A 12,303-nucleotide genomic window follows, 5' to 3' on the forward strand; every position below is an offset into this window, starting at 1 on the left:
GGTGAGCGGCAAAGTGCGTGATCCGTGAGCCTTTCGGCGCACACCCGGTCCTTGTGGTCCGGGATCGCCGATCTGGTTGTGTCGGACCGTGGGGTTAGTGTCTTCGGTCATGGCGGGGAAGGTGGTGAAGCGGGCGTTCAAGTACCGTTTCTATCCGACTGCGGTGCAGGCGGATCAGCTAGCTCGAACTTTCGGCTGCACTCGATATGTCTACAATCGGGCGCTGGCCGAGCGGTCGCAGGCCTGGTCGCAGGAGGGGCGGCGGGTGAGCTACGCGGATACCTCGACGATGCTCACCGGATGGAAGCGGGAGGCGGAGACCGCGTGGTTGTCGGAGCCGTCGAAGGGACCGTTGCAGGAGTCGCTGCGACAGTTGCAGGGCGCGTTCGACAAGTTCTGGCGCAAACAGGCCCGCTTCCCGCAATTCAAGAGGAAAGGGCGGTCGAAGGAGTCGGCGACCTACTTCTCGAACTGCTTCACCTTCCGCGGCGGGCAGATCCGGTTGGCGAAGCAGTCCGAACCGCTGGACATTCGAGGGTCGAGGCCGCTCCCGGAGGGGGCGACACCGTCGCGGGTGACGGTGTCCCGTAACGCTCGCGGCCAGTATCACATCTCGATCCTCGTCGAGGACACGATTCCCGAACTCGATCGGACTGATCGGGTGGTCGGGCTCGACGCCGGGATCACGAGCCTCTACACCCTGTCGACGGGGGAGAAGATTCCCAACCCGCGTCACGAGCGCAGGGACCGTGCGCGGTTGGCGAAGGCGCAGCGGGTGCTCGCCAGGAAGCAGAAGGAATCCCGTAACCGGGCCAAGGCCCGGCTGACGGTCGCGAGGATTCATGGCCGCATCGCGGATCGGCGCCGCGATTATCTGCACACACTTTCCACTCGGCTGGTGCGCGAAAATCAAGTGATCGCCATCGAGGATCTGAGTGTGCGGAACATGGTGAAGAATCGGTCGTTGTCGCGGGCGATCTCGGATGCGGGGTGGTCCGAGTTCCGGCCGATGCTCGAGTACAAGGCCGACTGGTACGGGCGGCGGGTGGTGGCGATCGACCGGTTTCATCCGTCGTCGAAGACCTGCTCGGTGTGCGGGGAGGTCGTCTCGGCGATGCCGTTGGATGTGCGGGAGTGGACGTGCAGGTGCGGCGTCGTCCATGACCGCGATGTGAATGCGGCGAGGAATATTTTGGCCGTCGGACTGGCGGTGGCAGCCTGCGGAGATGGTGTGAGACCGCCCCGCACCTAAGGTGTGGGGAGGCAACTGTCGGTGAAACAGGAACCTCGAGACGCGAGTCCCGGGGGGGAATCTCGGTCGTTCACGGCTGAGAGGACGTCAAGGTGCGCATTTCCGCACCCGTACCGGGAGCGCCTAAGCTCTACCCTTGTGCTTTCCGTCGTTCCTCGCCCCGTCGTCGTCAGGGCGCCGTCCAAGGTCAATCTGCATCTGGCCGTCGGGGACCTGCGCGACGACGGCTATCACGAGCTGAAGACGGTGTTCCAGGCGCTCTCGCTCGGCGACACGGTGTCGGTGGTCCCGGCGGAGACGCTGTCGGTGAAGGTCCGCGGTGAGGACGCCCGCGTCGTGCCCACCGACAGCAGAAACCTCGTGTGGCAGGCGGCGGAGATGCTCGCCGCCGAATCGGGGCGGCGACCGGACGTCGAGATCGCGATCGACAAGGGCATCCCGGTGGCCGGCGGGATGGCCGGCGGCAGCGCCGACGCCGCAGCGACGCTGGTCGGTCTGAACGCCCTGTGGCAGCTCGACCTGTCGCGGGAGGAACTCGACGGGTTCGCCGCGAAACTCGGCAGCGACGTGCCGTTCTCCCTCCACGGCGGCACCGCGGTCGGGACGGGACGCGGCGAGCGACTTCTGCCGGTGCTCTCCCGCAGCACGTTCCACTGGGTGCTCGCGCTCGCGAAGGGCGGCTTGAGCACACCGACGGTGTTCCGGGAGCTGGACCGGCTGCGTGCCGACGGGAATCCGCCGCGACTCGGCGGCCCCGAGGACCTGATGCACGCCCTGACAACGGGCGACGCCGCGACGCTGGCCCCGTTGCTGGGCAACGACCTGCAGTCGGCCGCGCTGTCGCTGAACCCGGGTCTGCGGCGGACGCTACGCGCCGGGGTCGCGGCGGGCGCGCTGGCCGGAATCGTCTCCGGATCCGGCCCGACCTGTGCCTTTCTATGTGCTGACGCGGATGCCGCGGTCCGAGTCAGTGCAGAACTCGCTGGTGCGGGGGTGTGTCGCACGGTGCGGGTTGCCAGCGGACCCGTACCCGGCGCCCGAATAATCAACGACGCGGCGGAGGGATCGCACTGATGGCGAATCTGATCAATCTCGAGCAGGTATCGAAGTCCTTCGGCATCAAGCCGCTGCTCGATTCGGTATCTCTCGGAGTGCAGGAAGGCGAACGCATCGGCGTCGTCGGCCTCAACGGCGGCGGCAAGACCACCATGCTCGAGGTGCTCGCCGGGGTGGAGTCGCCCGATTCCGGCCGGGTCAGCCGGGTCGGCGGACTGCGGATGGCGGTCGTGACCCAGCGCGGCGTCCTGCCACCCGGCTCGAGCGTCGGCGACGTGGTGCTCGGACCGCTCGGGGTGGCCGACCACGAGTGGGCGGGCGACGCCCGCATCCGGTCGATCCTGGCCGGCATCGGCATCGACAACCTCGGTCTCGAGGCGACCGTCGACGGACTGTCGGGTGGTGAGCGGCGACGCGTCGCACTGGCGGCCGCGCTCGTCCAGGACCTCGATCTGCTGGTGCTCGACGAGCCGACCAACCACCTCGACGTCGAGGGTGTGCAGTGGCTGGCGGAGCATCTCGTCACCCGTCGCAGCGCGCTGGTCGTCGTGACCCACGACCGGTGGTTCCTCGACACCGTCGCCAACCGCACGTGGGAAGTGGTGGGCGGCAGGGTCGAAAGCTACGAGGGTGGGTACAACGACTGGGTGTTCGCCCGGGCGGAGCGCTCCCGGCAGGCCGACGCGGCCGAGGAACGCCGCCGCAACCTCGCCCGCAAGGAACTGGCCTGGTTGCGTCGCGGCGCGCCCGCCCGCACGTCCAAGCCGAAGTACCGGATCGAGGCCGCCGAGGCGTTGATCGCGGATGTGCCGCCGCCCCGCGACAACGTGGCGCTGGCGTCGTTCGCGCAGCGCCGGCTCGGCAAGGTCGTCATCGAACTCGAGGATGCGCGCCTGGAGACGCCCGACGGGCGGGTGCTCGTCGACGACCTCACGTGGCGGTTGGCCCCGGGCGAGCGCGTCGGCCTCGTCGGTGTCAACGGCTCCGGCAAGACGACGCTCCTGCGCACGCTCGCCGGGGAGATCGCCCCGGCGTCGGGCAAGCGGGTCCAGGGTCAGACCGTGCACATCGGCTGGCTGCGCCAGGAACTCGACGACCTGCCGACGAACATGCGGGTGCTCGAGGCCGTCAAGGAGGTCGCCGAGCGGATCACGTTGGGCGACAAGGAAATTTCGGCCGGGCAGCTCGCCGAACGTCTGGGCTTCACCCCCGCCCGGCAGCGGACACCGGTCGGTGACCTGTCCGGTGGTGAGCGTCGCCGCCTGCAACTGACGCGGGTGCTGATGTCGGAGCCGAACGTCCTGCTGCTCGACGAGCCGACCAACGACCTCGACATCGACACCCTGCAGCAACTCGAGGACATCCTCGACGGCTGGGCGGGCACGATGGTGGTCATCAGTCACGACCGGTACCTCATCGAACGCATCTGTGACTCGACGTGGGCGTTGTTCGGCGACGGCAAGCTGACCAACCTGCCCGGCGGCATCGAGGACTACCTGCGCCGACGGGCGAAGATGGTCGACGTCGGCGCGCCGTCGGTGGCGTCGACGGCGACCGGTGCTTCCGCGCCCAAGCAGGTGCGGGACGGGGCCGCCGACCGTGCCGCGCGCAAGGAACTGTCGCGTCTCGAACGTGCCGTGGCGAAGCTGGACGATCGGGAACGGAAGCTGCACGAGAAGCTGGCCGAGGCGGCCACCGACCCCGACAAGCTGCAGAAGCTCGACGCCGAGCTCAAAGAGGTCGTCGCGGAGAAGGAAGCCACCGAGGAGCAGTGGATGGAGCTGGCCGCCGAGCTGGACTAGCTCCGGCGCCGCCGACGTGAGTTCCGCCGGCTCCGGATCGCCCCACGGTCGAAGGCGGGCGGGCGGCCCGGCGCCGACTCCCGGCCCAGCGACCCCGGATCGGTGCCCGACTGCAGAGTCAACCAGTCGGCGTCAGGGTAGCGCGGGCCGAGGTATTTGTGGTCTCCGGGTTACAGTAATCTGCGGAAGTCGTCCCGTGAAGTGCTGTGCGGCAACAGAATTCGTCAGATTAATCCGCCGAAGTACTGACATGTTCGCGCTGCTGTCAGGTGAGGCTAGCCTAAGGTATGATGGAATGCGTGCCGGAGCGCAGGTCATGCAGTCATTTCGTAACCTTTTCGTGTCCCGGATCACGGCCTGAATATGCATGATCCGGGCAAAACGGGGGAATCCAACGCGAACCTGCAGATTCTCGGACTAATCTGCAGTCCAGGGTTTGCATGTCGCTGCACAGGAGGCGGGGGTCATGGATCTCGAAGCGATCAAACAGATCGAGCAGCTCAAGCACCGTTACTCACGTGCACTCGACACGAAGTCGTGGGTGGAGTTCGCCGACACGATGGTCCCCGACGTCACCGCGACGTACAGCGAATACCTCACGTTCGACTCCCGTGATTCGTTCGTGTCCTTCCTCGAGAACACCCTCGGGACCCACGTCATCACCGAGCATCAGTGCGGCCAACCCGAAATCACCGTCACCGGGGACACCGCGGTCGGCGTGTGGTTCCTCGCGGACACCACGCTGATTCCCGAGGACGGGATGCTGCTGCGCGGGTCCGCCTACTATCACGATCGTTACCTCCGGTGCGCCGACGGCAACTGGCGGATCACACACACCGGATACGAACGCACCTGGGAATCGGTTGCGGCGCTGTCCGATTTCCCGAGTTTCCGGCTCACTTCCAACAAGTGGGCGATGTTGCAACCTCCGGCGTCCGCCTGAGGGGGCACACTGGGACTCGACGCACCACGGACACTGGGAGGTGACGATGTCGCCGGAAGTTCCCGTTCCCGGCGCGCTGCCGTACCTGACGGTGCGGCGCGGTGTCGAGGCGATCGAATGGTATTCCAAGGTGTTCGGAGCCCGGGTGGTGGGTGAGCCGATCGTCATGGACGACGGCCGGGTCGGTCATGCGGAACTGCGGTTGCCGACCGGCATGATCTATCTCGCCGAGGAATTTCCCGAGATGGGTCTGACGGCGCCGGAGTCCGGTTCGACGTCCGTGAGCCTGATGTTGTCCGTCGACGACCCGGACGCCGTGCTGGTGGGTGCCCGCGACGCCGGCGGCACCGTGGAGCGGTGGATCTCGGAGGGCCACGGACACCGCAACGCCACCCTCATCGATCCGTTCGGTCACCGCTGGATGCTGGTGGGGCCCGCCGATCCGGCCGTCCCCGACTGAACGATTGGGGCCGCGGCTACTGTCGGCACATGCCGAACATGCCGCCTGCACCCGAACGTTCGTCGTTTCCGGACACCCGCGCGTGGATCCGCGCCCTGCCGGCACTCGGCGGCCGGACACCTGCGCCCGTCGACACAGTGCCGGACACCCCGTCGGCGCTGTTCCTCGACTGGATCGAGGAAGCCGCGCAAGCCGGGGTTCCGGAACCGCACGCCGCTGCGCTGTCGACCGTCGACGCGGACGGCAATCCGGACGCGCGTTTCCTGCTCCTCAAGGACGTCACGGAGCAGGGCTTCTGGTTCTCGGGCGACACCCGTTCGCCGAAGGGTCGTGACCTGGCCGTGAATCCCGTTGCGGCACTGTCGTTCTACTGGCGCGAGCAGGGCAGGCAGGTGCGGGTGCGCGGAACCGTGGTCGAGGGGGATCCGGCACTGTCGGCGCGGGACTTCCGCGAACGGTCGGTCACCGCACGGGCCGTGGCGGCCGCCAGCAGGCAGAGCGAGGTGCTCGGCGATCCCGCCGAGTACGAACGCGCAGTCGCGGCGGCGGTGACCCGCATCGAGGCCGACCCCGGCTACGTGTCGGAGACCTGGCGGGCATGGTGCATCGTCCCGGACCGTGTCGAGTTCTGGCAGGCGGACGCCGGGCGCAGACACGTGCGCCGGCTCTACCGCCGCGAGTCGGACCGGTGGGTCCGTGAGGTGCTGTGGCCCTGACTGCGCCCCGCGGCAGGAGTCAGCGCGCGGTCGAGGGCGAACGCAGGTCGACGACGATCGACTGGCCGTTCAGCTTCGCGTGGATCTCGGGGCGTTCGAATCCGGCCGCGACGAGGTACTCGCCGAGCAGCGCCAGCAGTTCGTCGGCGTCCACGGTGGGATCGGCGGAGTGACTGCTCGCCGACGCGAGGTGCTCCTCGAGCAGTTCGGTGTGTGCAAGACGGCCCGCGACTCGCACGGCTGCCACTCCCATCGCGTTGCGTCGCATGACGGTGCGTCCACGAGATTCCAGCGACGCCGTCGTGTCGGAGGCCTCGGACGGTTCCTCGGTGCTGTGCGAACCCGAGCTGCGCGTCGGCAGGGGAAAGGTGAACGTCTCGGCGGAGCTGGTCGAGGACTTGCCGTTGCCGTTGCTGCTGCCGGTCAGTCCGCCCATGCCCGGTTCGGCGAACGGGGACTCCGCCGCCGACCCGTTGCTGCCCGATCCGTTCGTGGAAATGCCGTTTTCCATCGTGTCGCTTCCTGCTCGTGGCCAAACGGGTACCGCGCAAAGCCCGTCAGTGTGCTCGATTCGCAGTGAAAGTTACCAGCAGCGCGGAACCGTCGCGTCAGCGAACGCCTTCCGCCCTCAATTCCCGGGCCCACGCGGAGGCGTGCCTCGTCAGCACGCCGGCGATCCGCTCCAGCTCACCCGGGTACGACGCGACCTCGGCGGGCATGGACACGCTGAGGGCGTCGGTGGCGGGGATTCGGTAGGGCACCACGGTGGCGATGCACACCACGCCGACCGTGCCCTGTTCCCGTTCGAGCGCCCACCCGCGGTTGCGGACCTCGCCGAGTTCGGTGACGAGGTCGTCGAGGTCGACGATGGTGTTGTCGGTGAAGCGCTCGAGTTTCGCGGGAAGCATTTCCCGGACCTCGCCGGTGGTGAGCTCGGCGAGCAGGGCCTGCCCGAGTGCGGTGACGTGGCACGGCAGCTTTCGGCCGACGCGATGCATCCGCCGAACCTCGACCTTCGATCCGCGGCTGGCGAGATAGATGACGCTGTCCTCGTCGCGTCGCGCGAAGTGGACGGTGTGGCTGACTTCCGACCGGAGCGCCTCGAGCACCGCCGCGGCCCGCGACACGACCGAATCCTTGTCGAGATACGACGTGCCGGTGAGCAGCGCATGGGTGCCGATGCCGTAACGGGAACCCGACTCGTCCGCTTCGATCCACCGCAGATCCTTGAGCGTGCGCAGCAGCGCGTGCAGACTCGAGCGCGGATATTTGCACGCCTCCTGCAGCTCGCCGAGGCTCATGCGGGTCGGCGACGCGGCGAGCGTCTCGAGGATGTGGATGGTGCGTTCGGCGGATTTGACCGGTTGGGATTCCGGGGCCGCCCCACGCGCGTCTTCTGTCACCATGAAGACACTATCTCTCATTCTGAACGCGATATCACCTACTGACCCGGGTCCGGCGCCGGCGAGGGGGCGCACTCAGTACTCCGCGACGAGGTTGGCCGCGATGTAGTCGAGATCGATGTCCTCGCCGAGGCCCGGTCGCTGCGGCATCGCCACCATGCCGTTCTCGTCGACGGGGTCGACGATGGACTTCAGGTGCGGCGGCACCCAGTCGTAGTCGACGTGCGGGTGCAGAAGGCCGCGCTCGTACCACTGGACGTTGTTGGCGGCGCCGACGAGCGCGAGGTTGGGGGCGCCGTTGCCGTGGATCTCGCACTCGAGGCCGAAGCCCTCGGCCATGTGCATCGTCTTCAGAGCAGGCGTGATGCCACCGCCGTTCATGGCGCCGACGCGCAGGATGTCGCACGCGTCGTTCGCGATCCAGTCGGCACGGGACCGGTGCCTGCCCGGCGTCGTTTCGGGTCCGATCACCGGGGTGTCGATCTGGTCGGCGAGCCACTTGTACGAGCGCAGCGAGAACTCGTCCATCGGCTCCTCGAACCAGTCGAACTTCAGCCGGTCCAGTTCACGCCCGAGTCTCAGGGCATCGGTGCGTGAGTACCAGTGGTACCCGTCGAGCATCAGCGAAAAGTCTTCGCCGACGGCGTCGCGAACCGCGGCGCACGCGTCGATGTCCCGGCTCAGGCTGGGCGAGCCCGGAAGCGGAGGCATCCAGGTGTGCAGTTTGATGCCCTGGTAGCCACGCTTTTTCAGCTCGACGGCGAAGTTCGCGTAATCCTCCGGGGTGGCGAGGCCGCCGTCGATGTCGTCACCGCACATGGTGCTGGCATACGCCTTGACCTCGGTGCGCGCGCCGCCGAGCAGTTTCCATACGGGGGTGTCGAACTTGTTGCCCGCGAGGTCCCAGAGCGCCTGGTCCAGGTAGCTGCACGTGTGTTCGGGAAGCTCGACCGCCCGGGTGCGCTGCCGGATCGCCCACTTCTTGTCCGCCGCTTCCCGCGCCAGCGGGTCGGAGCCGATCAGGACGGGCCGGAAATGCTGCTCCACCTGGTCCTGCCGAAGGTAGTTCGGCTTGCCCAGGACGTACCCGCTGACGCCGTCGGAGTCGGTGATCCGCAGGAGCGCCCCGGTCGTGGGCACGGACGGACCGGGATGGCGATGACCGTACGAGTCGACCGAGGTGCGTGCCTCCGTCTTGAAAACCTGCACGGCGACTTCTGTGATCACGCTGGACATGATGATTCGCTTCCTCTTCGAAATGTCTTATTTGCCCTGGCGGGCAACGTACTTGGCCATGGAGCGATCGAGCTTCTCGGCGAAGTCGTCGGCGAAGTCCTGCGCGCTGAGCTGCCCGATGAGCACCTTCTGCCATTGGCCGAGCATCTGCACCTGAACGATCTTGCCGAAGTCGGGCAGGTAGTCCGGCGGCGTGACCAGCACGGTTTTCGGGTCGTCCAGCGCCGCGAGCGCGGCCTGCACCGACGGCATGCTCGCGAATTCCGGGGCGGAGCGGGCGGCCTTGTTGACCGGGATCTGCCCGACCCGCTCGTTCCAGTACGCCTGCGATTCCTGGGACGTCATGAACTCGAGGAACTTCCACGCCGCGGCCTGGTGCTTGCTGCTCTTGAACACGGTGTAGGACGGGAACGGGTCGGTCATGACGGTGCGTTTTCCGTCTTCGTTACGCGGCAGGGCCACGGCGCCGGCCTTGTCGCCGAGTGCCTTCTCGTGGTTGCTCAGCGAGCCGAGGTTGTGCTGCATCATCGCCACCGATCCGCCGCCGAAGCTCGCGACCATCTGCGGGAAGCCATTGTTGACGTCGGCGGTCGGGGTGGCGACGTCGTAGAGCGCGGCGAAGCGCTCGATGGCGTCGACCATCTCGGGACGGTTCAGCGTCGACTCGCCGTTCTCGAAGAAGCTCTCGATTCCGGTGCTGGCGAACATGTACTGCAGCAGCGGGTAGATCGATCCGGCGCCGCCGCGAATGGTGAATCCGTAACGGCCGTCGTCCTTGTCGGTCAGATCCTTCGCGGCCTCGAAGAATTCGTCGTAGGTGTCCGGCGGTTCGATCCCCGCCTCGGCGAACCAGTCGGCGCGGTACCAGAGGGTGGCGTTGTTGCTGGTGTAGGGGAGACCGAACAGATGCTCGCCGCCACCGGATTCACGTGCCGACTCGAGAATCCCGGCGTCGTACTCGTCGCGCTGCGGTGACGCCGCCATGAAGTCGTCGAGTGAGATGACCGCGTCCTGGGCGACGAGCGGGGCGAGGTAGGCGGTGGAGACGATGCCGAGATCCGGTGCCGAGCCGCCGGCGAGTGCGGTCTGGTACTTCTGCTGGGCGCTGTCCGACGGAAGGCCCACGTATTGGATGTCGATGCCGGGATTCGCGGCCTCGAACCGGCGGATGAGCTCCTCGTACAGCGGAGTGCGGTCCGGTCCGGCGTTATTGTCCCAGAACGTGAGCTGGGCGTTGTTCGGATCGCCGAGGGCGCCGTCGGGCAGCGAGGTCTCGGAACTGCAGGAGGCGAGCACGAGCGTGGCCGCCGCCCCGACCAGGGTGGAGCGCAGGAGCGTGCGCCGGTTCATGTGGATCCTCTTTTCGAAAGTCATGATCAGCCCTTGACGGCGCCGGCGCTCAGGCCCTGGACGAGGTACTTCTGGATGACGGCGAAGACGGCGACCACCGGAACCGCGGCGATGAGACCGCCCGCGGCGAGAACCCCGAAGTCGACGTTGTAGGAGCCGATGGTGTAGCTGAGGCCGACCGGCAGCGTGAACTTCTCCTGGCTGCTGATGAACATCAGGCCGAACAGGAAGTTGTTCCAGCTGCCGATGAAGGCGAACGATCCGACGGCGATCAGGCCGGGCCGCAGCAGCGGCAGCATGATGATGCGGAACGCGCGCAGGCGCGAGCAGCCGTCGACCATCGCCGCTTCTTCGAGTTCCACCGGGATCTGCGCGATGAAACCTGCCATGAGCATGGCGGCGAGCGGAAGCTGGAACACGGTGTCGGCGACGATGAGTCCCGTCAGGTTGTTGACGAGATTCATCTCGCGGAACACCTGGAACAGCGGGATGAGCAGCATGGCGCCGGGCACGAACTGGCTGCAGAGCAGGGCCATCACCAACGGGACCTTGGCGCGGAACTTGAAGCGGGCCAACGCGTATCCGGTGGCCAGCGCGACGAAGGTCGTCAGGACGAGCGACAACGCGGCGACAATGAGGCTGTTCTTGAAGAAGAAGCTGAAACCGAGGGTGTTCCACACGGTGTCGAAGTGCTCGAACGTGAGGGGCCAGGGGAGCATCGAGTTCGATCCGGCGGGCCGGAACGCGAACACGATCATCCAGTAGAACGGCACGAGGGTGAACAACAGGTACAGGGCGAGCGGCAGTCCGACGCTGAACAGGCGCGGCTTCTTCGGGCGCACCCGCAGCTTCCCGGTGGTGTCCGGCTCGGGCAGCGCGGTGGTGGGACGATCGGTGATGGTGGTCACGGCGGTCAAACCTTCTCACTGTTGAACTTGCTCAGGCGCAAGTAGAGGATCGAGCAGAACAGCAGGATCACGAATGCGACCGTGGTGAGTGCCGAGCCGTATCCGAAGTCCTGGGCGGTGGTCGCGAGCTGCGAGACGTACAGCGGGAGCGTCGTGGTGACGTCGGCCGGGCCGCCCGCCGTGAGGGTGTAGAGCAGATCGACGTTGTTGAACTCCCACACACCGCGCAGCAGCGTCGACAAGATGATGACGGCCTTCAGATGCGGGAGCGTGACGAAGCGGAACCGCTGCCAGCGGTTGGCGCCGTCCACGTTGGCAGCCTCGTACAGGTCCTTGGGGGCGCTCTGCAGCTCGGCCAGGATGAGAATGGCGAAGAACGGAACGCCGCGCCACAGTTCCGCGACGCCTGTCGCCCAGAACGCGGTGTCCGGATCGGCGATGGGTGCGGCGGTGCCGTCTCCGATGCCCATGTTGCCGAGGAGTTTGAACAGGCCCGTGGACGGGTTGTAGATCAGCAGCCAGATGCCGGTGGTGAGGACTCCGGAAACCGCCCAGGGGGAGAACACCAGGGCGCGTGCCAGGCCGCGACCCCGGAACACCTCGTTGACCAGCAGGGCAAGCCCGAGGCCGAGGATCAGCTGGAACACGACCTGAAATCCCACCCATTTCGCGGTGGTGACCAGGCTGGTCCAGAAGAGGGAGTCGGCGAACATCAGCCGGAAGTTGTCGAGGCCCGCGAAACCGTTGTCCCACGGCGTCGTCGGGTTGTAGTACTGCAAGCTGTAGTAGAAGACGCTGCCGACCGGGTAGAAGATGAAGACTGCCAGCAGGATGACCACCGGCGCGATCAGGATGTACGGGGCGGCGGCCCGGCGCCAGGCCGGTCTGCGGCGAATGCGGCCGGGAGAGGCCGGCTCCGCCGCCGCGGACCGCCCTCCTGGCCTGGGGGAGGTGGTGGTGGTGACCATGGTGCACGCTCCGAGGTTCGGTGCCGGTCGTGCCGGCGGGTCGGGGGGATTGTGGCTACTGCTGTTGACGCGAGATCGCCGACGGTGGCGCGTCAGCGGGGAAGGTGACGGGAACGACGACGGTCTCCGGCCTACTCGGAGTGCCCGATGTGTGCGGGGCCCGGTGGCGGTGTGTTCGTCCGTTCATGTATGTGAACTCACGTTCTCTA

12 protein-coding genes are annotated in these 12,303 nt (G+C 67.0%); 6 read left to right on the top strand and 6 right to left on the bottom strand.

What is annotated here, in order from left to right; translation table 11 throughout:
• The first annotated feature begins 109 nt into the window (after nt 1-109).
• The 6 genes from ROP_RS28495 to ROP_RS28520 all read left to right on the top strand — a co-directional run bounded on the left by ROP_RS28495 (nt 110) and on the right by ROP_RS28520 (nt 6,229).
• Complete coding sequence (locus ROP_RS28495; protein WP_015889485.1) at nt 110-1,252, top strand: RNA-guided endonuclease TnpB family protein; 1,143 nt, start codon at nt 110-112, stop codon at nt 1,250-1,252.
• Between the two features lie 138 nt (nt 1,253-1,390).
• A complete protein-coding gene (locus tag ROP_RS28500) occupies nt 1,391-2,326 on the top strand; it encodes a 4-(cytidine 5'-diphospho)-2-C-methyl-D-erythritol kinase (protein ID WP_015889486.1) in 936 nt (311 codons plus the stop codon).
• The gene (locus ROP_RS28505) at nt 2,326-4,110 is read left to right on the top strand and encodes an ABC-F family ATP-binding cassette domain-containing protein (RefSeq protein ID WP_015889487.1); all 1,785 of its coding nucleotides are present in this window, start codon (nt 2,326-2,328) and stop codon (nt 4,108-4,110) included. Before ROP_RS28500 ends, ROP_RS28505 begins: the two co-directional genes overlap by 1 nt.
• A gap of 466 nt (nt 4,111-4,576) precedes the next feature.
• Nucleotides 4,577-5,053 (top strand): nuclear transport factor 2 family protein, encoded by a 477-nt coding sequence (locus tag ROP_RS28510; protein ID WP_015889488.1) that lies wholly within the window; start codon nt 4,577-4,579, stop codon nt 5,051-5,053.
• Nucleotides 5,054-5,099: 46 nt separating this feature from the next.
• Complete coding sequence (locus ROP_RS28515) at nt 5,100-5,513, top strand: VOC family protein (RefSeq protein WP_043826858.1); 414 nt, start codon at nt 5,100-5,102, stop codon at nt 5,511-5,513.
• A 38-nt stretch (nt 5,514-5,551) separates the two neighbouring features.
• On the top strand, nt 5,552-6,229 hold the full coding sequence (locus ROP_RS28520; RefSeq protein ID WP_043826859.1) for a pyridoxine/pyridoxamine 5'-phosphate oxidase: 678 nt from the start codon (nt 5,552-5,554) through the stop codon (nt 6,227-6,229).
• Between the two features lie 19 nt (nt 6,230-6,248).
• Here ROP_RS28520 and ROP_RS28525 read toward each other — a convergent pair whose 3' ends face one another.
• The 6 genes from ROP_RS28525 to ROP_RS28550 form a co-directional block, all read right to left on the bottom strand.
• On the bottom strand, nt 6,249-6,740 hold the full coding sequence (locus ROP_RS28525) for a hypothetical protein (protein ID WP_015889491.1): 492 nt from the start codon (nt 6,738-6,740) through the stop codon (nt 6,249-6,251).
• 97 nt (nt 6,741-6,837) lie between these two features.
• The gene (locus tag ROP_RS28530) at nt 6,838-7,635 is read right to left on the bottom strand and encodes an IclR family transcriptional regulator (RefSeq protein WP_050785144.1); all 798 of its coding nucleotides are present in this window, start codon (nt 7,633-7,635) and stop codon (nt 6,838-6,840) included.
• A 72-nt stretch (nt 7,636-7,707) separates the two neighbouring features.
• A complete protein-coding gene (locus ROP_RS28535) occupies nt 7,708-8,868 on the bottom strand; it encodes an enolase C-terminal domain-like protein (RefSeq protein WP_015889493.1) in 1,161 nt (386 codons plus the stop codon).
• Between the two features lie 27 nt (nt 8,869-8,895).
• The gene (locus ROP_RS28540) at nt 8,896-10,242 is read right to left on the bottom strand and encodes an ABC transporter substrate-binding protein (protein WP_015889494.1); all 1,347 of its coding nucleotides are present in this window, start codon (nt 10,240-10,242) and stop codon (nt 8,896-8,898) included.
• 2 nt (nt 10,243-10,244) lie between these two features.
• The gene (locus tag ROP_RS28545) at nt 10,245-11,126 is read right to left on the bottom strand and encodes a carbohydrate ABC transporter permease (RefSeq protein ID WP_015889495.1); all 882 of its coding nucleotides are present in this window, start codon (nt 11,124-11,126) and stop codon (nt 10,245-10,247) included.
• Between the two features lie 5 nt (nt 11,127-11,131).
• Nucleotides 11,132-12,094 carry a carbohydrate ABC transporter permease gene (locus ROP_RS28550; protein WP_015889496.1) on the bottom strand — a complete coding sequence of 321 codons (963 nt, stop codon included), beginning with the start codon at nt 12,092-12,094 and terminating at the stop codon, nt 11,132-11,134.
• Between the last annotated feature and the right edge of the window lie 209 nt (nt 12,095-12,303).

It is taken from the genome of Rhodococcus opacus B4, from assembly GCF_000010805.1.
Classification (GTDB): domain Bacteria; phylum Actinomycetota; class Actinomycetes; order Mycobacteriales; family Mycobacteriaceae; genus Rhodococcus_F; species Rhodococcus_F opacus_C.

Coding starts and splice junctions, on each gene's coding strand:
- ROP_RS28495 (WP_015889485.1), top strand. CDS start 110: ATGGCGGGGAAGGTGGTGAAGCGGGCGTTCAAGTACCGTTTCTATCCG.
- ROP_RS28515 (WP_043826858.1), top strand. CDS start 5,100: ATGTCGCCGGAAGTTCCCGTTCCCGGCGCGCTGCCGTACCTGACGGTG.
- ROP_RS28520 (WP_043826859.1), top strand. CDS start 5,552: ATGCCGCCTGCACCCGAACGTTCGTCGTTTCCGGACACCCGCGCGTGG.
- ROP_RS28540 (WP_015889494.1), bottom strand. CDS start 10,242: ATGACTTTCGAAAAGAGGATCCACATGAACCGGCGCACGCTCCTGCGC.
- ROP_RS28510 (WP_015889488.1), top strand. CDS start 4,577: ATGGATCTCGAAGCGATCAAACAGATCGAGCAGCTCAAGCACCGTTAC.
- ROP_RS28530 (WP_050785144.1), bottom strand. CDS start 7,635: ATGGTGACAGAAGACGCGCGTGGGGCGGCCCCGGAATCCCAACCGGTC.
- ROP_RS28525 (WP_015889491.1), bottom strand. CDS start 6,740: ATGGAAAACGGCATTTCCACGAACGGATCGGGCAGCAACGGGTCGGCG.
- ROP_RS28505 (WP_015889487.1), top strand. CDS start 2,326: ATGGCGAATCTGATCAATCTCGAGCAGGTATCGAAGTCCTTCGGCATC.
- ROP_RS28550 (WP_015889496.1), bottom strand. CDS start 12,094: ATGGTCACCACCACCACCTCCCCCAGGCCAGGAGGGCGGTCCGCGGCG.
- ROP_RS28535 (WP_015889493.1), bottom strand. CDS start 8,868: ATGTCCAGCGTGATCACAGAAGTCGCCGTGCAGGTTTTCAAGACGGAG.